Source organism: Paraburkholderia oxyphila NBRC 105797 (assembly GCF_000685075.1).
GTDB classification, from domain to species: domain Bacteria; phylum Pseudomonadota; class Gammaproteobacteria; order Burkholderiales; family Burkholderiaceae; genus Paraburkholderia; species Paraburkholderia oxyphila.
This window is the reverse complement of record NZ_BAYD01000006.1, coordinates 128,825-150,912: the sequence shown is the minus strand read 5'-3', so window position 1 is coordinate 150,912 and position 22,088 is coordinate 128,825. Positions and strand designations below refer to the sequence as shown.

Annotated in this window: 17 protein-coding genes; 5 read left to right on the top strand and 12 right to left on the bottom strand. The window is 65.8% G+C overall.

Translation table 11 applies throughout. The annotated features are described in order from the left end of the window. Window positions 1–96: 96 nt before the first annotated feature. From BO1_RS05700 to BO1_RS05675, 6 genes are all read right to left on the bottom strand, one after another. On the bottom strand, window positions 97–1,491 hold the full coding sequence (locus BO1_RS05700; RefSeq protein ID WP_028216734.1) for an NAD(P)(+) transhydrogenase (Re/Si-specific) subunit beta: 1,395 nt from the start codon (window positions 1,489–1,491) through the stop codon (window positions 97–99). Between the two features lie 13 nt (window positions 1,492–1,504). Continuing rightward, window positions 1,505–3,094: a Re/Si-specific NAD(P)(+) transhydrogenase subunit alpha gene (locus BO1_RS05695; protein WP_028216733.1), complete on the bottom strand. Its 1,590-nt coding sequence runs from the start codon at window positions 3,092–3,094 to the stop codon at window positions 1,505–1,507. A gap of 228 nt (window positions 3,095–3,322) precedes the next feature. Then, a complete protein-coding gene (locus BO1_RS05690) occupies window positions 3,323–3,763 on the bottom strand; it encodes a PAS domain-containing protein (protein WP_028216732.1) in 441 nt (146 codons plus the stop codon). Between the two features lie 96 nt (window positions 3,764–3,859). Then, entirely contained in the window at window positions 3,860–5,110 is a 1,251-nt protein-coding gene (frc, locus tag BO1_RS05685) for a formyl-CoA transferase (RefSeq protein WP_028216731.1), read from the bottom strand. Between the two features lie 32 nt (window positions 5,111–5,142). Then, window positions 5,143–6,888, bottom strand: a complete 1,746-nt coding sequence (gene oxc / locus BO1_RS05680) for an oxalyl-CoA decarboxylase (RefSeq protein WP_028216730.1) — start codon at window positions 6,886–6,888, stop codon at window positions 5,143–5,145. 357 nt (window positions 6,889–7,245) lie between these two features. Then, window positions 7,246–7,965 (bottom strand): GntR family transcriptional regulator, encoded by a 720-nt coding sequence (locus BO1_RS05675; RefSeq protein WP_028216729.1) that lies wholly within the window; start codon window positions 7,963–7,965, stop codon window positions 7,246–7,248. 241 nt (window positions 7,966–8,206) lie between these two features. Here BO1_RS05675 and BO1_RS05670 point away from each other — a divergent pair, with 241 nt between their 5' ends. Beyond that, window positions 8,207–8,590, top strand: a complete 384-nt coding sequence (locus BO1_RS05670; protein WP_028216728.1) for a hypothetical protein — start codon at window positions 8,207–8,209, stop codon at window positions 8,588–8,590. A gap of 75 nt (window positions 8,591–8,665) precedes the next feature. On the opposite strand, the gene BO1_RS05665 is transcribed toward BO1_RS05670, so the two are convergent. Both BO1_RS05665 and BO1_RS05660 read right to left on the bottom strand, forming a co-directional pair. Then, complete coding sequence (locus tag BO1_RS05665) at window positions 8,666–10,357, bottom strand: long-chain fatty acid--CoA ligase (RefSeq protein WP_028216727.1); 1,692 nt, start codon at window positions 10,355–10,357, stop codon at window positions 8,666–8,668. Window positions 10,358–10,556: 199 nt separating this feature from the next. Beyond that, complete coding sequence (locus tag BO1_RS05660) at window positions 10,557–11,330, bottom strand: SDR family oxidoreductase (protein ID WP_028216726.1); 774 nt, start codon at window positions 11,328–11,330, stop codon at window positions 10,557–10,559. 342 nt (window positions 11,331–11,672) lie between these two features. On the opposite strand from BO1_RS05660, the gene BO1_RS49825 reads away from it, so the two are divergent. The 3 genes from BO1_RS49825 to BO1_RS49820 all read left to right on the top strand — a co-directional run bounded on the left by BO1_RS49825 (window position 11,673) and on the right by BO1_RS49820 (window position 16,875). After that, window positions 11,673–13,082: a glycosyltransferase family protein gene (locus tag BO1_RS49825; RefSeq protein ID WP_043283874.1), complete on the top strand. Its 1,410-nt coding sequence runs from the start codon at window positions 11,673–11,675 to the stop codon at window positions 13,080–13,082. A gap of 423 nt (window positions 13,083–13,505) precedes the next feature. After that, window positions 13,506–14,720 carry an MFS transporter gene (locus BO1_RS05650; protein ID WP_028216725.1) on the top strand — a complete coding sequence of 405 codons (1,215 nt, stop codon included), beginning with the start codon at window positions 13,506–13,508 and terminating at the stop codon, window positions 14,718–14,720. Window positions 14,721–15,033: 313 nt separating this feature from the next. Continuing rightward, a complete protein-coding gene (locus BO1_RS49820; protein ID WP_084687775.1) occupies window positions 15,034–16,875 on the top strand; it encodes an AMP-binding protein in 1,842 nt (613 codons plus the stop codon). Between the two features lie 10 nt (window positions 16,876–16,885). Here BO1_RS49820 and BO1_RS05635 read toward each other — a convergent pair whose 3' ends face one another. From BO1_RS05635 to BO1_RS05620, 4 genes are all read right to left on the bottom strand, one after another. After that, entirely contained in the window at window positions 16,886–17,296 is a 411-nt protein-coding gene (locus tag BO1_RS05635) for a hypothetical protein (RefSeq protein WP_028216723.1), read from the bottom strand. Between the two features lie 81 nt (window positions 17,297–17,377). Beyond that, window positions 17,378–18,979, bottom strand: a complete 1,602-nt coding sequence (locus tag BO1_RS05630; protein WP_028216722.1) for an FAD-binding oxidoreductase — start codon at window positions 18,977–18,979, stop codon at window positions 17,378–17,380. 20 nt (window positions 18,980–18,999) lie between these two features. Then, window positions 19,000–19,959, bottom strand: a complete 960-nt coding sequence (locus BO1_RS49815; RefSeq protein WP_245643718.1) for an anti-sigma factor family protein — start codon at window positions 19,957–19,959, stop codon at window positions 19,000–19,002. Continuing rightward, window positions 19,956–20,507 carry a sigma-70 family RNA polymerase sigma factor gene (locus tag BO1_RS05620; protein WP_028216721.1) on the bottom strand — a complete coding sequence of 184 codons (552 nt, stop codon included), beginning with the start codon at window positions 20,505–20,507 and terminating at the stop codon, window positions 19,956–19,958. The genes BO1_RS49815 and BO1_RS05620 overlap by 4 nt, the downstream gene beginning before the upstream one ends. Window positions 20,508–21,423: 916 nt before the next feature. On the opposite strand from BO1_RS05620, the gene hfq reads away from it, so the two are divergent. Continuing rightward, a complete protein-coding gene (gene hfq / locus BO1_RS05610) occupies window positions 21,424–21,903 on the top strand; it encodes an RNA chaperone Hfq (RefSeq protein WP_028216720.1) in 480 nt (159 codons plus the stop codon). The last annotated feature ends 185 nt before the right edge of the window (window positions 21,904–22,088 follow it).

Genomic DNA, 22,088 nt, shown 5'->3' with positions numbered 1-22,088 from the left:
TACGTTGATGCGCCGCCGTCACCGGTGGCCTCGCGCGCGGCCGGCCTCGCCGTGCCGCGCGCCGCTTGCCGTGTGCTTGCCGTGCGCCTTTTCTCGTCAAGCCGATTCGAGCTGCCTGAGCAGCGCGTCGACGCTGCCCTTCGCATCGCCGAACAACATTCGTGTGTTCTCCTTATAGAAGAGCGGATTGTCGACGCCCGCGTAGCCCGTTGCCATGCTGCGCTTGGAGACCACTACGGTGCGCGCCTTCCACACCTCGAGCACCGGCATGCCCGCGATCGGGCTGCCCGCATCCTCCTGCGCGCCCGGGTTCACGATATCGTTCGCGCCGATCACGAGCACGACATCGGTGTTCGTAAAGTCCTCGTTGATTTCGTCCATCTCGAGCACGATGTCGTAGGGCACCTTCGCCTCGGCGAGCAGGACGTTCATATGGCCCGGCAGGCGCCCCGCCACCGGATGGATGCCAAAGCGCACGCGCACGCCCTGCGCGCGCAGCCGCCGCGTGATCTCGCTGATGGTGCTCTGCGCCTGCGCAACGGCCATGCCGTAGCCGGGCACGATCACGACCTCGGCGGCGTCGCGCAGCAGCGCCCCCACCTCCTCCGCCGAGGTCGCCACCACCTCGCCCTGTGGCGCCGCGCTTGCCGTGCTGGCCACCGCGCCAAAGCCGCCGAGGATCACCGAAACGAAGCTGCGGTTCATCGCGCGGCACATGATGTAGCTGAGGATCGCGCCGCTCGAGCCCACGAGCGCGCCGGTCGTCACCAGCAGGTCGTTGTCGAGCATGAAGCCGGTTGCCGCCGCTGCCCAGCCCGAATAGCTGTTGAGCATGGACACGACCACAGGCATGTCCGCGCCGCCGATCGCCATCACCAGATGCACGCCCAGCACCGCCGCAATCGCGCACATCGCGACGAGCGCAGCGAGTGCATACGGACCCTGTGGCGCACTCACGAAGACATAGCCGAGCGCGATACACACCGCGAGCGCCACGGCATTCATGAGGTGCCGGCCGGGCAGCACGAGCGGCTTGCCGCCCACCGTGCCCTGCAGCTTGAGGAACGCGACGATCGAGCCACTGAAAGTCACGGTCCCGATGAACGCGCCGACATAGATCTCCGTGTCGTGGATCCCGCGCTCGACGGCGCTCATTGCCGCGGCGGGAGAGAGAAAGTTGGCGAAGGCGATGAGCGTTGCCGCAAGACCGACGAAGCTGTGCAGCACGGCCACGAGTTGGGGCATTTGCGTCATCTCCACGCGCCGTGCGAGCACCGCGCCGATGCCGCCACCCACCAGCGCCGCCCCCAGCGCGATCTCGAGCCCCGCGCCACCCGTGACGAGCAGCGTCGCGAGCACCGCGATCGCCATCCCACAGATGCCGAAGAGATTGCCGCGCCGGGCGCTCGCCGGATGACTGAGTCCGCGCAGGCTGAGGATGAAGAGCGTGGCCGAGCCGAGCCACGCCATATTGCCGATTCCACCGAGCATGACACCCGTCTCCTTAAGTCCGTTGGAACATCTTCAGCATGCGCTGGGTCACGAGGAATCCGCCCGCGATGTTGACCGTCGCGACCAGTAGCGCGACGCCCGCGAGCACGCTCACGACCGTGCCCGTATCCGCGCCACTGGGATGCAGTAGCGCGCCGATCACGATGATCCCGCTGATGGCGTTGGTCACGCTCATGAGCGGCGTGTGCAGCGCGGGCGTCACATTCCAGACGACCTGATAGCCGACGAACACGGCCAGCACGAACACCGTGAAATGCGCCACGAACGCAGGCGGTGCGACTGCGCCGAGCGCGAGCAACAGCGCGGCGGCCACGACGAGCGCGGCCAGCGGCCAGGCGCTGCGCCCGCGTGCTTCTGTAGCGTCCGGTCCCGCGCCACCTGCCGCAGCGTGCGCCGACTGCACGGCCTTCGCCGCAGGCGCGGCTGCTGCGGGTTGTGCGACCGCCGCCGTCGGCACCGGCGGCGCGGGCCAGCACAGCTTGCCCCGCTCCATGACCGTCGTGCCGCGCTGCACGACATCGTCCATGTCGATCGTTATTTCGCCATCCTTAAGAGGCGTGAGATCGGTCAGCAGATGGCGCAGGTTCGTCGCGTAGAGCTGGCTCGACTGGTTCGCCATGCGGCTCGGCAGATCGGTATAGCCGATCACCGTCACGCCGTGCGCATGCACGACCTCGCCCGCGCGCGTGAGCTCGCAGTTGCCGCCCTGCTCGGCGGCCATGTCGACGATCACGCTGCCCGCGCGCATGCACGCGACCATCTCCGCATCGATCAGGCGCGGCGCGGGCTTGCCCGGGATCAGCGCCGTCGTCACGATGATGTCCACCTCGCTCGCCTGGGCCCTGAAAAGCGCCATCTCCGCTTCGATGAACTTCGCGCTCATCACTTTCGCGTAGCCGCCGCCACCGCCGCCCTCTTCCTCCACGTCCACGCTCAGGAACTCGGCGCCCATGCTCTCGATCTGCTGCCCGACCTCGGGCCGCGTATCGAACGCGCGCACGATCGCACCCAGCCCGCGTGCCGCCCCAATGGCCGCGAGGCCGGCCACGCCCGCGCCTATCACGAGCACTTTCGCGGGCGGCATCTTGCCCGCGGCCGTGATCTGGCCCGTGAAGATACGGCCGAAATGCTGCGCGGCCTCGATCACCGCGCGATAGCCCGCCATGTTCGCCATCGAGCTCAGCGCATCGAGCTTTTGCGCGCGCGAGATGCGCGGCACGCAGTCCATCGCGAGCACCGTCGCGCCGCGCGCGGCGAGCACGTCGAGCAGCGCGCCGCTTTGCGCGGGCCAGATGAAGCTGACGAGCGTCGCTCCGGTCTTCAGGCGCTGCGCCTCCTCGATCGACGGCGGACGCACCTTCAGCACGATGTCGGCGTTGGCCCAGAGTTCGAGCGCGTCGCCGACGAGGCACGCGCCCGCCGCGCGATAGGCGTCGTCGCCGTACGATGCCTGGTGGCCGGCACCGGCTTCGATCTCGACCTCATAGCCAAGTTTGATCAGTTGTGCGACGCTTTCCGGCGTCGCGGCTACACGGCGCTCGTTTTCGAATGCTTCGCGGAGCACTGCAATGGTCATTGCCATGGCGAACCTCCGCTCATGGATGTCGCGCTTTCGCAGGCGCGGAGAATCGGCGGGGCGCAAAAGCCCCTGGCGCGCCGATGGCGTGGCCATGCTGTCATGAAACGTCTCCTGTGTCGGCCGGAGTGGGTGCAAAGCGCTTACTCCGGCCCCATGCAATGTAGTTATTGCCCAGATATTGGAATCGTTCGCGCACGGCGCCTCGTTGCGCCGTCCTGGGACCTCGCTCGCTCAGGACTGCTGCACCTGCGCCTGCGTTTCGAGCTCGGTAATGCGCTTGCGCAGATTGCGCTCCTCCTGGAAGCGCGCGGTCTCTTCGCGAATCACGGCGACGATGCCCGTCACCTCGCCCTGCCGCCCATGCAGCAGCGCGACGGTGAACGCAATGGAAAGCGCACGTCCATCCTTGTCGACGGCGGGCACGCGCAGCACGTCGTTGCCGTAGCGCGTCTGCCCCGTCGCCATCGTCTTGTGATAACCGTCCCAGTGGCGGCCGCGCAGCCGCTCGGGAATGATCAGATCGAGCGTCTTGCCCAATGCCTCGTCGCGCGTAAACCCGAACATGCGGGTGGCGGCGGGATTCCAGTAAGTGATGTCGCCGGCGGCGTCCGAGATGACGATGGCGTCGCCGATAGCGTCGGCAAGCTGCGCGAAATCGATGGCGGTTGGCATATTTTGGGCAATGGGGGGAAAGGGTTGGGCCGGCAGAGCGCGGCGCGCGCGACACTCACTCGCACGCCGCGCTTTTCGGCCAGAGTGTCCCGCGCCTCAGACCGCGCGCGACTCATGCAGCGCCGCGATCTGCTGCGGCGTATAGCCAAGGTCCGCGAGCACTTCGTCCGTATGCTCGCCGAGCAGCGGCGAACCCGTGATTACCGGCTTCAGCTCCGAGAACTTGATCGGGCTGCCCACGGTGAGATACGAACCGCGTTCCTTGTGCGGGACCTCGACGATCGTACCGCTTGCGCGCAGCGAAGGGTCATTGGCAATTTCCTTCATGCTGAGCACCGGCGCGCACGGGATGTCGAACTTGCGCAGGATATCGACGGCCTCGAACTTGGTCTTGTCGGCCAGCCACGCCTCGATCGTCGCGAAGATGTCGAAGATATGCGGCTGGCGCGCCTGGGCCGTCTTGTAGTTCGGATCGTCGATCCACTCGGGCTTGCCGATTGCGTGGCAGATCGGCTCCCATGCGTGCCCCTGCACCGTGAAGTAGATATACGCGTTCGGATCGTTTTCCCAGCCCTTGCACTTGAGCACCCAGCCCGGCTGGCCACCGCCGCCCGCGTTGCCGCCGCGCGGCACCACATCGCTGAAGGAGCCATGCGGATACTGCGGATACTCCTCCAGATAGCCCACGCGGTCGAGACGCTGCTGGTCGCGCAGCTTCACGCGGCACAGGTTGATCACGCTGTCCTGCATCGAGACGGCCACCTTCTGGCCCTTGCCCGTCTTGTCGCGGCCGATCAGCGCCGTGAGAATGCCGATGGCCAGATGCATGCCGGTGTTGCTGTCGCCAAGCGCCGCCGCGCTAACCGTGGGCGGGCCGTCCCAGAAGCCCGTGGTCGAGGCCGCGCCGCCCGCGCACTGCGCGACGTTCTCATAGACCTTGAGGTCGTCGTAGTGATGGCCTTCGCTGAAGCCTTTCACCGAAGCCACGATCATCTTCGGATTGAGCTCCTTGATGCGCTCCCACGTGAAGCCCATGCGATCGAGCGCGCCGGGGCCGAAGTTTTCCACCATGACGTCCGACTCGCGAATCAGCTTCTCGAGCACCTCCTTGCCTTCCGGCTTCTTGGTGTCGAGCGTGAGCGAGCGCTTGTTGCTGTTGAGCATCGTGAAGTAGAGCGCGTCCGCTTCGGGAATGTCGCGCAACTGCGAGCGCGTCACGTCGCCGGCGCCCGGCCGCTCCACCTTGATCACGTCCGCACCGAACCACGCCAGCATTTGCGTGCAGGCGGGCCCGGCCTGCACGTGCGTGAAATCGATGATCTTGATGCCGTCGAGGGGTTTGCTCATTGCCTTGACTCCTGATTAATGTCCGATTGGATTTATTTCTTCATGGCCGCGCTTTGCGGATTCAGATTCGTGAGACGGCCGCTCTCGGTGCCGGCCGATTCGTCGATCACGGCGTTGATCAGCGTGGGCTTGCCCGACGCGATCGCTTCAAGCAATGCCGCAGTAAGTTCTTCGGGAGTGCTCGCCTGGTGGCCGATGCCGCCAAAGGCCTCGATCATCTTGTCGTAGCGCGCGCCCTTCACGAACACGGTGGGCGCGACGTCGGCGCTGCCGCTCGGGTTCACATCCGTGCCGCGATAGACGCCGTTGTTGTTGAAGACGATCGTGCAGACCGGCAAGTTGTAGCGGCAGATGGTCTCGAGCTCCATGCCGCTGAAGCCGAACGCGCTGTCGCCTTCGATGGCCACGACCTGGGTGCCGCTCGTGACCGCCGCGCCAATCGCAAAGCCCATGCCGATGCCCATGATTCCCCACGTGCCCGAGTCGAAACGCTTGCGCGGCTGAACCATGTCGATGACGGCGCGCGCGTAGTCGAGCGTGTTCGCGCCTTCGTTCACGACGTTGATGTCGGGGCGTGTCTTGAGCACGTCGCGAATCGCGCGCAGGGCGCTGTGGAAATTCATCGGCGACGGGTTCTTCTCGAGCGTCGCGGCCATCTTCGCGAGGTTCTTGCTCTTGCGCTCCGCGACAGCACCGAGCCATTCGCCGCTGGGCTTCGGAAAGTCCGCGCCCATGCCGGCGACGAGCGCCTCGACGCACGAGCCGATATCGCCGATCACGGGCGCTTCGATCGCCACGTTGCTGTCGATCTCGGTGGGCGCGATGTCGATCTGCACGAAGCGCTTGGGCGCGGGCGCCCCCCACGTCTTGCCCTTGCCGTGAGAGAGCAGCCAGTTCAGACGCGCGCCGATCAGCACGACCGCGTCCGATTCCGCCAGCACGAACGAGCGCGCCGCCGAGGCGGACTGCTCATGCGTGTCGGGCAGCAGGCCCTTGGCCATCGACATCGGCAGGTACGGAATACCGCTCTTCTCCACCAGCTCGCGAATCTGCGCGTCGGCCTGGGCATAGGCCGCGCCCTTGCCGAGCAGGATCAGCGGGCGCTTTGCAGTCCTGATGACATCGAGCGCGCGCTCGACCGCGTCGGGGGCGGGCAGCTGGCGCGGCGCCGCATCCACGACCTTCACGAGCGATTGCTCGCCCTTCACGGCGTCGATGGTCTGCGCGAGCAGCTTGGCCGGCAGGTCGAGATAGACGCCGCCGGGCCGGCCCGAGACCGCCGCACGGATCGCCCGCGCAATGCCAATGCCGATGTCCTCGGCGTGGAGGACGCGGTACGCAGCCTTCGCATACGGCTTGGCCGCGTTGAGCTGGTCCATTTCCTCATAGTCGCCTTGCTGCAGGTCGACAATCTCGCGCTCGCTCGAACCACTGATGAGGATCATCGGGAAGCAGTTGGTGGTGGCGTTCGCGAGCGCAGTGAGGCCGTTGAGGAAGCCAGGCGCCGAAACCGTCAGGCAAATACCGGGCTTCTTCGTCATGTAGCCCGCGATGGCCGCGGCATTGCCCGCATTCTGCTCGTGGCGGAAGCCGATGAAACGCATCCCTTCGGCTTGGGCGAGACGCGCGAGGTCCGTGATCGGAATGCCGACCAGGCCGTAAATCGTGTCGATGTCGTTGAGCTTGAGCGCGTCGATGACGAGGTGAAAACCGTCGGTCGTCGATTGCGCTTCATGCGCAGAGCTCTCCTGCGCGTCGTTGATGCCTGCTTCTGCCATGACGTCTCCTCTTTGGCGGGGCGTTGGGTTACTCGTGATATACAATATTCCACACACAGTATTAGTCAAGATGTTTTTTTACGCGCCCTGATTCGTGCCGCGGTGCAATACGACGCGCAACGCTTGTGCGAGCGGACTTGTGTGCCTTCGCTTTGATGCGGCACACCACACGAGCCGCAACGCCGCATCGAAATGCGCGCATGCAAATCATCGATTTATTACGGAGTCCAAACATATCGGCTAACAGAAGCATGTAGATGAAAGCGCGGAATGCATGGGATCACACCGCGGCAGCGGCGTTCAATTCATGCGCATGAATGTCCAGATGAGCGGCGTACGGCGTTGCGCTCGCCGTGCTCAATCGAGAAAGTCGCAGTTCGCCTCGACGAACAGTGCAAGATCGATCGAATGCTGTCGCACGAGCCGCTCCACTCTTTCGGTGTCGCGCGCCTCGAGCGCCTCGATGATCCGCATGTGGTCCACGATGGATCTCGACGCGCGATCGCTCTGCGCGATCGTCATGCGCCGGATCGCGCGCACATGCATGAAGATGTTCTTGACGGTCTCCACGATGATCGGCGACTTGGACAGTTCCACCAGTGCCTGGTGGAACGTGATGTTCGCTTCGGAGTATTCCTCGATATGGTCGGAGGGCGCGCCCTCGCCGAAGTCCGCGAACATGTGGCGCAGCCGCGCGATGTCCTCATCCGAGGCGCGCTGCGTGGCCAGCCTCGCGGCAATGCTTTCGAGCGCGGCCCACATATAGATCATCTCGACGATCTCCTTGCGGGTCTTGCGCAGAATATAGACACCGCGCCGCGGCACGGTGCGCAGGAATCCTTCCTGTTCCAGCAGCGTCATCGCCTCGCGCACCGGAGTACGGCTCACGCCGAGCTTTTCGGTCAGCTCCTTCTCATCGAGCCGGATTTCATCGCGGGAGCGGTAGATATCGGTTTCGGCAATCGCCTGCTTGAGCCGCGCATACGCCTGATCACGCAGCGAGACGGTCGCGTGAATGGGTTCGAGCGTCAAGCTCAGCGGGGACAACCTCGCTTCGTACTGGGTTTCGGCAGACATCGGTGGTTTGTCTCCAACGTTGCGTTTAGCCGCTGCTTCAAGCGAATTCCATATGTGCAATACAATATATCAGCGGAGAGGGCGTAACCAAGCGGGTTTACGCGTAGCCCCATCCCGTTACGGCTGGTGGCGCACATGCATACACGATGCTTTATATAAATCGAAAAAAACTTTAACTATCGTTTATTCATTCGCGCTTCTACGATTGGCTCACGACATCTGAACTTGAACGGAGGCAGCCATGAGCCACTCTTCAGCCAGCCAGAGAGGCACGGAGCACGATCACCACTTGCATCACCAGTTGAGCGCGTTCAATTCCGCTTTCGCCGAGCTCGGACTGCGCTTTCGCTGGGACGCACCCACGCTTTACGCGCTCGCGTCGATTCAGGGCGAAGCGGCGCGCCTTGCGGCCTACATCGAAACGCACCATGCGCATCTGCTGAAGGCGTACAGCGTCGACTTTCTGTGCGAGGCGATTCTCGGGCGCAAGAATGCGCAGGCGCCCGGCGAATGGTCGCCGGGCCGCACCGCGCAGCACGCGGAATCGAAGGCAGCGCCCGCAGGGGCGCCGCACGGAGGATGGGATTGGAGCGAGCCGGGTCTGCCGGCGCTGGCCGGCGCCTGAGGCTCGCGAGGCAGGAGGTTCGGTGCGTTAAAGCGCGACTAAAGCGTGTCGCTTAAAGCCTGTTCAAGGCGTGCTTTAACGCTCGGCGGCCTCCTCTTCCTGCAGCTTGCGCCAGAGGATCTTGCCACTGCCCGACTTCGGCAGCGTCTCGACAAACTGCACGATGCGCGGGGCCTTGTAAGCGGCCATGTTCTCGCGCGCCCACGCGACGATGTCGTCTTCGCTCACGCTGCCGACCTGTTTCGGATCGAGCACCACGACAGCCTTCACGGTCTCGCCGCGCTTGGGGTCCTGCGTGCCGATGATGCAGACCTCCTTGATCGCCGGATGCCGGTACATGAGCGCTTCGACTTCGGCCGGCCACACCTTGTAGCCCGACGCGTTGATCATGCGCTTCAGGCGGTCGGTCATGAAGTAATAGCCGTCCGCGTCGCGTCGCACAAGGTCGCCGGTGCGCAAAAAACGCTTGCCGTCGCGCTCGATGAAGGCCTCGCTGGTGGCCTTGGGGTTGCCCCAGTAGCCCTGCATCACTTGCGGCGCGCTCATGATCAGCTCGCCCGCCTCGCCCTCGGGCACCTCTTCGAGCGTGATCGGATCGACGATGCGCGCATCGACGTCGTAGACCGGAATGCCGAGGCACTGCGCCTTCGGGTGCTGCGGCGGATTGATGTGCGTGGCGGCCATCGTCTCGGACATGCCGTAGCCCTCCACGAACTCGAGGCCCGTGAGATCGCGCAGCTTCTTGACCACGGCATCGGGCATGGTCGCGCCGCCGCCGCGCATCCAGGCGAGGCTCGACAGGTCGTATTCGCCAATGCGCGGATTCGAAATGAAGTCGACCACCATTGTCGCGATCGCCTGCCAGCCGTTGATGCGGTAATGCTCGATCGCGCGCGCCGCCGCGTCGCGGTCCCAGCGCGGCAGGATCACCACCGTCGAGCCGTTGTAGAGCGGGCTGTTCATGCCGCCCTGCATGCCGGTCACATGAAAGAGCGGCAGCACGGAGAGCTGCACGGCATCCTGATTGCTGCTGAACCAGTTGCAACCGCCCACGGCCGTGCACATCACGCTGCGGTGCGTATGCATGCAGCCCTTGGGCTTGCCCGTCGTGCCCGAGGTGTACGGCATCACGCACAGGTCGTCCGGCCCCGCGGTGAGCGGGCCGGGCGTGCAGTGCGCCGCGAGCACGTCGGCCCAGTGCGCAACGCCCGGGCCTTCTACGTGGCGCGACGCGCTGACGAACTCGGGCGGCGGCGAGAACGGCTCGTTCTTCAAATAGTCGCTGTAGGTGGCGACGAGCAGATGCCGCAGCCCCGGTCCCGCGCCCTCGCCCACCAGCGGCGCAATGCGCGGATACAGATCCTGCGCCACGAACGCCGTGGTCGCGCCGCTGTCTTCCACGTAGTGCTCGAGCTCGTCGGTGAGGTTCATCGGGTTGACGGGCACGACCACGGCATTCGCGCGCAGAATGCCGTAATACGCGATCACCCATTGCGGGCTGTTCTGCATATAGAGCAGCACGCGGTCGCCGGCCTTCACGCCGCATTGCGTCTGCAGATAGCCCGCCACACGCTCGGCCTCGTCCTTGAACTGCGCGAAGGTGACGGGCGTGTCGTAGAAGACGATGAACGGCTTGTCCGGGTAACGCGCGGCCGAAACCTCGGCGTTATAGAACAGGTTCGTGGCCGGAATGCTCAGGTGCGGCGAGAGTTGCGAAGGCCAGTATGGCGAGCGGTTGCACGGTACGGCGGTATCGGACGTGGGCATGGCAGGTGTTCGTCTCGTGGGATGCGCGCCGGTACGTGCGGCGCGCAGGTCTTGCAATCCAGACAATCGGTCATGCCACGCCAAGCGCTGCGCCGCATGACCGTCCATTGATCTGCTTCGGACTACGATTCAAACGATGGCGCCACTCGATAGCGACTCAATGACGATTCGAGCGCGACGCACATCGTCGAATGCGGCGTCAGACGATGCTCGCGCCGCCGTCGATCGCCAGATACTGGCCGGTGATATGGCGCGACGCGGCGCTCGCGAGAAACACGGCGGCGCCCTTGAGATCGCTTTCGTCGCCCAGGCGCTGCAGCGGCGTGCGCTCGATCACCGTCTGACCGAGCGTGTCGAGCAGCCCCGACGACATCTTCGAGGGGAAGAAGCCCGGGCAGATCGCATTCACATTGATGCCGTACTTGCCCCATTCCGCGGCGAGCGCGCGCGTGAAGTTGATGGCCGCGGCCTTTGACGTGTTGTACGCGATGGTCTGCATGGGACCGAGCGCGCCCTTCAGGCCCGCGATCGACGCGATGTTGATGATCTTGCCACGCCGCGCGGGAATCATGCAGCGCTTGCCCACTTCGCGCGCGAGAAAGAACGGCGCGTTGACGTTGAGGTTCATGACCTTGTGCCACGCCTCGTCGGGATAGTCCTCCGCCGGCGCCCCCCAGGTCGCGCCCGCATTGTTCACGAGAATGTCGATCTGGCCGTACGCCGCCAGCGTCGCGTCGACGAGCGGCTTGACGGCCTCGGGGCGCTGCAGGTCACTCACGATCGTCGTGGCCTCGATGCCACGCGCCTGCAGATGCTGCTGCGCCTCCTTCAGTTCGTCGGCCTTGCGCGCCGTGATGACGACGCGGCAGCTCATTTCGCCGAGCGCCTCGGCCATCTGCAGCCCGAGCCCGCGCGAGCCGCCCGTGATGAGTGCCACCTGCCCGCCCAGTTCGAACAATTCTCTGACCTGCATGCTTGCGTCTCCTTGATGTCTGCCGGCGGGCGTGCGCTGCGCGGCAACGCCCGCCGATTGCGCCAGGCCGCCGAGCGGCGCTGGCCCTGATCGCACTGCTGGCCCGCATGGATTCCGCATCGTGGAATCCGCGAGGATCAAACCGATTCTAGTGACTCTGTCCAGTCACGTGAATCAGGAAAAGCACGGTCGTTCATTATGTTCGAAAATGTGCGTCCGTGCTGCGGGACGAACAGGTTGCCCGTGGCGCGCGCATCGGCGCAATTTTAAGAAGCCTCCGATATCGGCCATTGTCGGGCGTCGCTAGGATTTATCTGACAAACAGCTTCTGACGCCCCGCCGATGTCCCACGATCCGGAACAGCAACTCCTCAAGGCCTTCGTCGCGCACGCCCGCAGTCCTTCCGACCCCACCCCTCTGCTCCAGATTTGCGAAGCGCTCGTCCGCGTGAGACGCGACGAGCAAATGCTGCCGTGGGCCGAAAAGGGCCTGGCACTCGACCCGCGCCACCGCGGCTTCGTGCACGCGCGCGCCCGCGCGCTGCGCCTGCTCGGCCGGCACGCGCAAGCGGTGCAGACCTGGCTCGACTTCGCGCCGCTCGACTGGTCGCCGCTGTTCTATCAGGCGAGGCTCGGACGCGACCTGTACCTGAGCGGCGACACGGCGGGCGCGATCGCATTGCTGGAACGCGCCTTGCTGAACCCGGCTGAAGATCACGACGCCGACAAGCTGCGGGTGCACAAATGGCTGGCCGAGGCGCTGCTGAGCACGGGCGACGCACGCGGCTTCCAGCACTGGATCTGGCGCAACGCCGGCGACAGCGGCAACTACCGCTACAGTGCGGTGCCGATGTGGGACGGGCAGCGCGACCTGCGCGGCGAGCGCGTGCTGGTCACGCACCAGATGGGCTATGGCGACCAGTTCATGCTATATGGCAGCATCCGTCTCTGGCGCGACGCCGGCGCAGAGATCATGGTGCTCTGCGACGCGGCGATCCACAGCGTCATCGAGGCGTCGTTACCGGATTGTCGGGTCGTGGCGGCGCGCCGTCCGATGGCGCCGCGCTCGCCGATCGACGCCAAGACGCTACCCGCCGTGCAGACATTTGCGCCGACCCTGCAGGCGACGCTGCTGCATCTGCCGATGCTCGCCGCTTGCGACGAGCCGCGCCCCTCGCCCTATTTCGAAGCCTTTATCCGCGCACCGCTGGCCGAGCACGACCGCGCGGCAAGCTGGGCGAGTGCGTTGCGCGCGCGGCACCCGGGCAAGACACTGGTTGGCGTGTTCTGGGATTGCTCGCAACGCCATGCCCGCGATATGCGCAGCAAGGAACGCAGCTGGGCGGGCCTGCGCAGCTTGCCGCTCGAGGCGCTCGAGCGCCTCACCACGAACCCGCAGCTCACGAGCCGCGTTCACTTCGTCAGCCTTCATCATCCTGTTGCGGAAATGATGGGCGGCTCGCCGCGCGGGAGCCTCACCCACTACGCGCCAGGCATCATGACGTTCGGCGATACCGCGGCCTGCATCGCGCATCTGGACGCTGCAATCAGCGTCGACTCGGGCGTGGCCAATCTCGCCGTCATGAGCGGCAAACCCACTGCCGTGCTCGTCAATCCGGCCGGCGAATGGCGCTGGGGCGCTAACGGTACGCGCTCGCCCTGGATGCGCGATGCCCATGTGCTGCGCCAGACGGCCATGGGCGACTGGGATTCGGTCGTATCCCGCGCCGCCCAATGGCTGCTGCAACGCTGAACGACTGCCTTCTCCATTCCCCTGCCCGATGCGCCGCGAATCCTTGCGGCGCACGCCCCCAAATGCAATCAGGATTGCAAACGATCATCCGCGGCGTTGCCCCCGCTTGCCCCGCTTGTCTACTTGTCCGATCGAATCAGAATGGATCACGCCTCGGCGTGTACGTGCGTAGGTCATTCGAAGGGCATTCAATTTCCAATTCATGTTAATTACATTTTAATTACTATTAAAACAAAAACCTTTCATTTGATAAGGCCCGATAAAGCCGTGTTCCAGGGATTAGCCCGGGTTGCGCCGGGCTTTCATGCAAATGTTTAATGCCGGGCGTACACTCGTACGACGCTCGTCGCGCGGGGCGGAGCAAGCCACACGCGCATCGCCGGGAGACAAGGCAGTGCGCGTGCCTATGAGGAGAACAATGAAATGAGCTGGACGCGAGAACAGAGAAACGTCACGATCGCAGCGTATTTGGGGTGGACGCTCGACGCATTCGATTTCTTTCTAATGGTTTTCGTTCTGAAAGACATCGCCACTGAATTCAACACCCAAATTCCCGCTGTCGCCTTTGCCATTACGATCACGCTGGCCATGCGCCCAATCGGCGCGCTGATCTTCGGCCGGCTCGCCGACAAATTCGGTCGCCGTCCCACGCTGATGGTCAACATTGCGTGTTATTCGTTCCTCGAGCTGCTCACCGGCTTCTCCCCCAATCTCACGACCTTCATCGTCCTGCGCGCGCTCTTTGGCGTGGCGATGGGCGGCGAATGGGGCGTGGGCTCCGCGCTCACCATGGAGACCATTCCGCCGAAGGCGCGCGGCTTCGTCTCGGGCCTGCTGCAAGCGGGCTATCCGAGCGGCTATCTGCTCGCTTCGATCGTGTTCGGCGTGCTCTACCAGTACATCGGCTGGCGCGGCATGTTCTTCGTCGGCGTGCTGCCCGCGCTGCTCGTGCTCTATGTGCGCGCTCACGTGCCCGAATCGCCGGCCTTCAAGGAGATGGAAAAGCGTGTGCGCCCGACCCTGCTCACCACGCTCAAGCACAATCTCGGCCTGTCGCTCTACGCGATCGTGCTGATGACGGCGTTCAACTTCTTCTCGCACGGCACGCAGGATCTCTATCCGACCTTCCTGCGCGAACAACACCACTTCGATCCGCATACGGTTTCGCTCATCACCATCACGCTCAATCTCGGCGCGATCGTGGGCGGCCTGTTCTTCGGCTCGTTTTCCGAGAAGATCGGCCGCCGCAAGGCCATCTTCATCGCGGCGCTGATCGCACTGCCGGTGCTGCCGCTCTGGGCGTTCTCGTCGGGTCCCGTGCTGCTCGCGCTCGGTGCGTTCCTCATGCAGATTTCCGTGCAAGGCGCGTGGGGCGTGATCCCGGTGCACCTCAACGAGATCTCGCCCGACGAAGTGCGTGCGACCTTCCCGGGTCTCGTCTATCAGCTCGGCAACCTGCTGGCTTCGGTGAACGCCACGCTGCAGGCCTCGCTCGCGCAAACGCATGGCCAGAACTATGCGATGGCAATGGCCATCGTCGCGGGCACGGTGGCGGTCGTGATCGCCGTGCTGATCCCGTTCAGCCGCGAGCGGCGCGGCATCGACATGACACAGACCGCCAAGCACGTGACCGCCTGAGCATCGGGCAACCATTCGGGCGGCGCCGCGGCGTTGCCCGAATGCACGCGTGCACGACACTGCACCACCACTGAACCACGAAAGCAAGGCCGTGCCGGGCGACCGCCCGCACGGCCTTCTCTTTTGGCGCGCCGCGCAATCGCACAATCGCACGAAGCGGGCCTGGACGCTGCACAGCGCTGCGGGGAAACTCTGTCTGCCCTTCTTTCCCGGCGCGGTGCATCATGAATGCGTCGTGTAAGCCAGGCGCGCCGCACACGCCGACGGCGCCATGCAATACGGCGAGGACCCACGCTACGCCCGGAGAACGAGAATGAGCGATACGCCGCAACAGCCGCGGCACGAAACGACCCCAGCCCCCGCGCAAACCGCCACGCCACCGCCACCGCCACCGCCACCGCCTGCGCAAGCGCTTGCCGACGCCGCGGCCCCGGATACGGACGGCGTCTGGTATGCCTCGTACCCGCCGGGCGTCCCGCATGAAGTGGACGTGACGCAATATGCCTCGCTGGTCCAGTTCTTCGACGACTGCACCTCACGCTTTCGCGAGTGCGTGGCCTACGTGAGCGCCGGCTCGCCAATGACCTACGGCACGCTCGCAAAGAAGGCCACCGCATTCGGCTCCTGGCTGCAGGGCGCGGGCGTGAAGCCCGGCGAGCGCGTCGCCATCATGCTGCCCAATACGTTGCAGTATCCGGTCGCGCTATTCGGCGCGCTCAAGGCCGGCGCGGTCATCGTGAACGTCAACCCGCTCTACACGGCGCGCGAACTCGCGCATCAACTGAAGGACAGCGGCGCGCAGACCATCGTGGTGTTCGAGAGCTTCGCAAAGACGCTGGCAGACGCGCTGCCCGGCACGCGCATCGAGCGCGTCGTCCTCACGCAACTGGGCGACCTGCTGGGCGAAGGCTTCAACCTCAAGGGCCGCTTCATCAACTTCATGCTGCGCCATGTGAAGAAGCTCGTGCCCGCGTTCCGGCTGCCGCCCGGCGTGCACGTGGTGCGCCTGCTCGACGCGCTCTCGCAGGGCGCGCGCGCGCCGCGCGCCCCCCTCAGCGCAACACTCGACGATCTCGCCTTCCTGCAATACACGGGCGGCACCACGGGCGTGGCCAAAGGCGCGATGCTCACGCACGGCACGATCCTCGCGAACGTGATCCAGGCGAAAGGCTGGATCGCGGGGCAGCTCGAGGACAAGGCCGAGACCATCCTCACGCCGCTGCCGCTCTATCACATCTATGCGCTCGCCGTGAATGCGCTGATCTTCATGGCGATCGGCGCGCGCAACATCCTGATCGCGAATCCGCGCGACATGCCGCGCGTCATGAAGATCCTGCGTCACGAAACGTTCACCTGCATGAGCGCGGTCAACACGCTCTACAACGCGTTCCTCGAGAACGAAGCATTCCGCCAGCGCGATTTTTCGGGGCTCAAGCTCGCGATGGGGGGCGGCATGGCCACGCAGAAGGCCATTGCCGAGCGCTTCAAGGCCGTCACCGGCAAGCCGATCGTCGAGGGCTATGGGCTCACCGAATGCTCGCCCATCGTGGCGATGAATCCCGTCGATATCGGACATCTTCAGGACTTCGAGGGATCGATCGGGCTGCCCGCGCCCTCCACCCAGGTGCGCTTTCGCCGCGACGACGGCACGTGGGCGAATCTGAACGAGCCGGGTGAGCTGTGCGTGAAAGGTCCACAGGTGATGAAGGGCTACTGGATGCGCCCCGACGAGACCGCGCGCGTCTTTGTCAACGATGGGTGGCTGGCGACCGGCGACATCGGCGTCATGGATGCGCGCGGCTATATCCGCCTGATCGACCGCAAGAAGGACATGATCCTGGTCTCGGGCTTCAACGTCTACCCGAACGAAATCGAAGACGTGATCGCGCAGCATCCGGGCGTGCGCGCGGTGGCGGCCATCGGCGTGCCCGACCCCGTGCAGGGCGAGCGCGTGAAGGTGTTCATCGTGCGCCGCGACCCCGCGCTCACCGAGGACGCGCTGATCCAGTTTTGCCGCCAGCAACTCACGGGCTACAAGGTGCCGCGCCTCGTGGAGTTTCGCGAGACGCTGCCGCAAAGCAATATCGGCAAGATCCTGCGGCGTGCGCTGCGCGACGAAGAGATCGCCAGGATGAGCAAGGCGAGCGCGGCTTGAGTCTGCCGCTTCAAGTCCGCGGTACGTCGAGCACGATGCAACGGTGCGGCGCGGCGAGACGCTCCAGCACGAAGCGGTCGGAGGCGCGTAACGCAGAAAGCACGCAGTGCGCGACGACCGGTGTGTCAGCGCGGGTTTCGAAGCGACATGCAAGCTGTGCATGCCACAGCATGCCGATATCGCTGCCGAAATCTTCTCCGACTGCGAACGCCGGCATGCTCATGCGCGCCGCCGCGCGCGCAAGCGAGCGGCCCTGTGCCAGCGCCGGATCGTAGACGGCCATGCGCACCGGGTGTGGCGTCGGCCGTTGCTGCGGGCTTTGTAGCGCAAGTGCATCGAGCGGGCGTGTCGCGGCGCGCGCAGCGCATGCCGCCGCCGCTAGCGCCCCACCCGTCGCGTAGAGAAACGTCCGCCGCTTCATCGCGTCACCCTCATCGCGGTGCTTGCCTCACACACGCATGCACACATGTACGCATCCACACATACGCGAGCGTCACAAGCATCACGTATAGCCGCGCATTGCGCGCCACGCCGCCGGCCACACGCCCTGCTTGCCCGGCGCGAGCACGCCCTGCGGATCGAGCGCGTCCTTCACCGTCTGCGCGAGCCGCAGCAGCGCGCCATCGTTGAAATCGTACTGCGCCGCCGCGTAATCCATGTAGAGAAGATGCGAACGGTAGACGCCGTAGCCCGCCGCGCGCGCATCGCTCATCAGCGCGCGCAGCAGGTCGCCTGCGCGGGCCGCGTCGTCGCGCCGCTCGCGCGCGAAGATCGCCGCGAACACATGATGCAGGCAGCGCCCCGCCGCCGTGAAGCCGCCGTAGTAATCGAAGCCGTATTCCGACGCGCGCGCCTTCACGAGCGCGTACTGGCGCAGCGCGTCGCGTCCGTCGGCGGGACACAGCGGCGAGAAGTCCACGTGAGCGCCCTCGCCGCCGCGCCAGTCGAGCATGCGAAAGGCGCTCATCGACGGAATGCCGGCCATATTGCGGTCGCCGCCGTCCTGCGGCTCCTCGCTGCCCGCATAGCGCTTCGCGAACGCACGCGCGTGCGGCACCTGCGCGAACGCGCGCTCGACGATGCGCCGCTGCAACTCGATCACATCGGGGTCGCCGTAGAGCGCGTAATGGAGGTTCCAGCGGCCGATATCGAGGTCGCGCTGCATGGCCGCAACGGCTGCCTCGGGCATTGGCCCCTCGCCCGTGTACCAGCGCGCGCGCGGCGCAATGCCGGCCGCGCGGCGGATCGCACCTTCGATCACCGCGTGCTGCGCGATCGTGCCGCCCAGCTGCAAGCCTCGCAGCGTATCGACGACCGCGCCCAGATCGTCCTCGCGCGCAAACTGGATTTCGCCGATCACGTAAGCGGGCGGCGCGGGCATCAGCCAGAGCCCCATCTTCGTGACGATGCCGTAGTTCGATTGCGTGAAGAGCGCGTCGAATGCGGGGCCGTAGCCCGGCTTGTAGAGTTGCCACGCCGTGCCCGTCGTGAGCGCGCCCATGCCGGTGCGCACGATGTCGCCATTGGCAAGCACGATTTCCATGCCGCACAGCGCCGCCGCATGATCGCCGTAGGCCGTGGTGCCGAAGCCGCGCTCGAGCGTATTACCGATCACGCTGCCCCAGCCCGCCGCAGACGGGTCCACCCACAGCTTCAGGCCGCGTTCGCGCAAATGCGCGTGGAGATCGAAGTAGCTCACGCCGGGCTCGACGAGCGCCCAGGCGAGCCGTTCGTCCACGTCGAGCACGCGGTTCAGGCGCTGCAGGTCCAGCACGACCGAGCCCGCGAGGCGCGGGGCCGCGCCGCCATACGCGAAGTTGCGGCCCGTGGAGACGCTCCAGAGCGGCACGCGCGCCGCGTTGGCCACGCGCAGGATCGCGCGGATCTCATCGACGTTGGCCGGCAGGAGCGCCGCCGAGGGCGCGAACATGCGCGCATCCTCGACGGGGGCGAACGGATCGAAATACGGTGCGAGCGCGGCGCCGCCACGGCAGACATTGGGCGCGCCCACGATCAACTCGAACGCGGCGAGCGCACGCGCGAAGCGCGCCGCGCTCATGCCAGGCGGCAGCACGCGGGACGTATCCGTTCTCTCGGGTTCCATCGCGCGCCCGTCACCGTCTGTCACCATTGCGCCCGCGTGCCGCCGAGCGCGCCGCACACCTCGTACGCGATCGAGCGCAGGCGCGTCTCCGTCGCCGGGCCGGAGAGCGCGTAGCCCATGCCATCGGTGCTCCAGTAGAAGGTGCGGCGGCTGCCGTCGCTCAGCAGATGCACCGCATCGCGGCTGCGACCCGACGTGCTCACGTAGAGCGTGAGCCGCGCGCCGGCGCGGTTCTGATACATGAATTGCGCCGCCGGCCCGGCCGCGCCGGGCAAGAGCCGCCCACCGACGAGCGCGTAGCCGTATTCGCCGAGCGGCGGAATCGCGAGCGGTTTGCCGAGCCGCTTCGAGAGCCACGCGACGAGATGCGCTTCGTCCGCGGCGCCCACTTCCACGGGATGGCGCACTTCAGGCGAGTACACGGCATAGGCCACGTCGGCACGCCGCGCGAAGCTTTCCGCGTCACGCGCCAGAAACGCGGGGTCGAGTCCCGCGACCGCGGCATCGCGCGTGGCGCCGCCCCATGTGGCGTCCGGGAACCATTGCGGCATCAGCGTGCCCGCCGCCACCGCGAAGCCCGCGCCCGCGACGGCCCACGCCGCCGCGAGGCCCGCGCGCCGCCACCACGGATCGCGACGCCTCAGCACCACATAACCGGGCGACGCCGCCTCGTCGCCGGCGCGGCAAAGCGTTTGCAACGCGGCCTTCTGCGCACGCCAGGCGGCGACGCGCTGCGCGGCGCGCTCGTCGGACGCCAGCCGCGCCTGCAGCGCCGCGCGTTCGTCCGGCGGCAATTCGTCGTCGATATAGGCGCCCAGCACGGCAAAATCGGCGTCTGTGTCGCTGTCGGGAACAGCCGAGGCTGCCGAGGGGGCCGACGGCGGCGTCGCGCCGGGCGCCGCCCCGCCATCGGGCGAAGCTGGCGGTGCGGGATGGGCGCTCGCGCGCTCGCGTTCGCGTTCGAATTCGTCGTCGTTCATCGCGTGGTCCCCACCACCCTGAGCGGCGCGGCGCGCCGCGCCGGATCCTGCACCGGCCCCGTGTCCAGCAGCACGCGCAAATGCTCGCGCGCACGCGAAAGACGCGACATCACCGTGCCCGCCGGCACGCCGAGCACCGTGGACGCCTCCTGATAGCTCAGTTCCTCCACGCACACCAGCAGCAGCACCTCGCGCTGCGCGGCGGGAAGCAGATAGAGCGCGCGCTGCACGTCGCGCAGCACGAGGCCGTCGACCTCGCCGTGCGGCGCTTCGAGCGTGCGCCACGGCGCGCTTTCGTCGTCCACCGCAATCTCGCGCCGGCCGCGCAGCTGGTCGATGTAGATGTGGCGCAGGATCGTCAGCAACCAGGCGCGCAGATTGCTATCGGGCCGGAACGACGACGCGCGCGAAAGCGCTCGCTCGGCAGCGTCCTGCACGAGATCGTCGGCCCACGCGGCATCGCCCGTGAGCGCACGCGCGTAGCGGCGCATGGGCGCGAGCTGCGCGACCACTTGCGCTTCGAACTCCGCGGACGGACGGCGCAGCATGGCGCGCGGCAGCCAGGGGCGCGGTCAATAGAGCAATGTTTTACGCAATCAATATCCGCCCGAAGAGCCACCTGAAGAACCACCCGAGCTGCTCGACGAGCTGCCGCTGCCCGAATTCATCCCGCTGCACGCGGCCAGCGAACCCGAGACCGCCGCCATCGTCAGACAGAAAAGACAGGCAAGAACAAGGCGAGTCCGTTTCATGGTCATCTCCCGTTTGAGGATGCCCGGCAAACCATTGACCAGGCGACTACCCGGTATTGCCGGGTTACCAGGGACAGCGAACTGCCGGCGCAATGCGAACGTGGCGTGCGGCTCACCTTGAACCGCGAGCGTCGACATGTTGATAAACGCAGCGCGGCGAGGGCTTATTCCTGGCGCACTGCGGTCGTGCCATTTTTATTTGCGGGACCGTTCTGGGGCGGGCACGAAACGGGCGCCACATCGCGTCGCGCAGCCGGAAGTCGGCACCACGCACGTGCGTCGCCGCACGGAACCCGGGCGCGCGAAACTGGACAATCGAATGACAGTAAGGCGCTGGAAAGGTCTGTTGCGATCACGCGCAAATACACCGAAATCCGTGACACATTCGCCCGTGCTTTGCACTACGCTATGAACGTATGCGCTGCCCCTGCGTCAAATCGACCGTGTTGACGGGCCATACTTGACACATCGTGCCTGACTGGCCGTACCTGACCGGCCGTACCCGACTGTCGCAGTTCGAGCCCGCTTTCATGTATCTTGACTGGCATGCGTCATGCACGCTCCCTGATTCTGCGATGACGGCCGCGAGCCGGTATAGTTCTACAGTAGAGTATGTCAACGCACGCGCGCTTCGCCGGCACAAGGTAGAATTCTGGCGAGCAAACGTTTCCAATTGAATTGCGGCACTGAGCCGCCTGGTCAAAATTCGTCCATGCCTTCCGCAGAATCGCACCCGCAAAACGACTTCATGAACGCCGCGCGCAAAGAGCGCAAGCGCGTCGAAATCTATCTGGTCAACGGCATTCGCCTGACCGGATGCATCGAGTCGTTCGATCAGTACCTGGTGATGCTGCGCACGCCTGTCGGCCTGCAAGGCATCTACAAACGCGCCATTTCCACGATCCAGCTTGACACCGGCACGCGTCCGGGCCCGCGCACGCCGCGCCCCTCGCACGGCGAGCACACGAGCCGCGGCCCGCACGGCAACTATGGCAACCACGGTGGCCATGGCCCGCGCGAGCCCCGCGAATCGCGTGAGCCCAGAGAGCGCGAGCCGCGCGAATCGTGGTCGGCGCCCGCTTCGTCCGAGCGCCCCGCCCAGGACGGCCCGGTGGTCGTCACGCGCCGCCGCCGGCTCTACGGCTCCGTGAACAACGGTGGCAACGGCGGCGAAGGCTCGAACAACAGCTAAGCCGTGCGTGCGCGCCCCACGCGCGCTATTTTCAGCAACGGCCGGTCTCACGATGCACAGGCGCGCGCGACGCGCCTGTGTTCGTTCTGGTCTGCAGCCCGCGAGGCAAACGCGTGCGCCGCACAGCCAGACGCTCATGACGCTTCCCTTTGCGCTATTCTGAAAGCGACTCTCTTCGCCCCGGA

What these genes read in the sequence shown, in the direction of transcription:
- BO1_RS05665 (WP_028216727.1), bottom strand. Translation starts at nt 10,357, where the DNA reads ATGCCCACGTCCGATACCGCCGTACCGTGCAACCGCTCGCCATACTGG.
- BO1_RS05620 (WP_028216721.1), bottom strand. Translation starts at nt 20,507, where the DNA reads ATGCTGCGCCGTCCGTCCGCGGAGTTCGAAGCGCAAGTGGTCGCGCAG.
- BO1_RS05690 (WP_028216732.1), bottom strand. Translation starts at nt 3,763, where the DNA reads ATGCCAACCGCCATCGATTTCGCGCAGCTTGCCGACGCTATCGGCGAC.
- hfq (WP_028216720.1), top strand. Translation starts at nt 21,424, where the DNA reads ATGCCTTCCGCAGAATCGCACCCGCAAAACGACTTCATGAACGCCGCG.
- BO1_RS05700 (WP_028216734.1), bottom strand. Translation starts at nt 1,491, where the DNA reads ATGCTCGGTGGAATCGGCAATATGGCGTGGCTCGGCTCGGCCACGCTC.
- BO1_RS05695 (WP_028216733.1), bottom strand. Translation starts at nt 3,094, where the DNA reads ATGGCAATGACCATTGCAGTGCTCCGCGAAGCATTCGAAAACGAGCGC.
- BO1_RS05670 (WP_028216728.1), top strand. Translation starts at nt 8,207, where the DNA reads ATGAGCCACTCTTCAGCCAGCCAGAGAGGCACGGAGCACGATCACCAC.
- oxc (WP_028216730.1), bottom strand. Translation starts at nt 6,888, where the DNA reads ATGGCAGAAGCAGGCATCAACGACGCGCAGGAGAGCTCTGCGCATGAA.
- BO1_RS05650 (WP_028216725.1), top strand. Translation starts at nt 13,506, where the DNA reads ATGAGCTGGACGCGAGAACAGAGAAACGTCACGATCGCAGCGTATTTG.
- BO1_RS49820 (WP_084687775.1), top strand. Translation starts at nt 15,034, where the DNA reads ATGAGCGATACGCCGCAACAGCCGCGGCACGAAACGACCCCAGCCCCC.
- BO1_RS49815 (WP_245643718.1), bottom strand. Translation starts at nt 19,959, where the DNA reads ATGAACGACGACGAATTCGAACGCGAACGCGAGCGCGCGAGCGCCCAT.
- BO1_RS05635 (WP_028216723.1), bottom strand. Translation starts at nt 17,296, where the DNA reads ATGAAGCGGCGGACGTTTCTCTACGCGACGGGTGGGGCGCTAGCGGCG.
- BO1_RS05630 (WP_028216722.1), bottom strand. Translation starts at nt 18,979, where the DNA reads ATGGAACCCGAGAGAACGGATACGTCCCGCGTGCTGCCGCCTGGCATG.
- BO1_RS05675 (WP_028216729.1), bottom strand. Translation starts at nt 7,965, where the DNA reads ATGTCTGCCGAAACCCAGTACGAAGCGAGGTTGTCCCCGCTGAGCTTG.
- BO1_RS49825 (WP_043283874.1), top strand. Translation starts at nt 11,673, where the DNA reads ATGTCCCACGATCCGGAACAGCAACTCCTCAAGGCCTTCGTCGCGCAC.
- frc (WP_028216731.1), bottom strand. Translation starts at nt 5,110, where the DNA reads ATGAGCAAACCCCTCGACGGCATCAAGATCATCGATTTCACGCACGTG.
- BO1_RS05660 (WP_028216726.1), bottom strand. Translation starts at nt 11,330, where the DNA reads ATGCAGGTCAGAGAATTGTTCGAACTGGGCGGGCAGGTGGCACTCATC.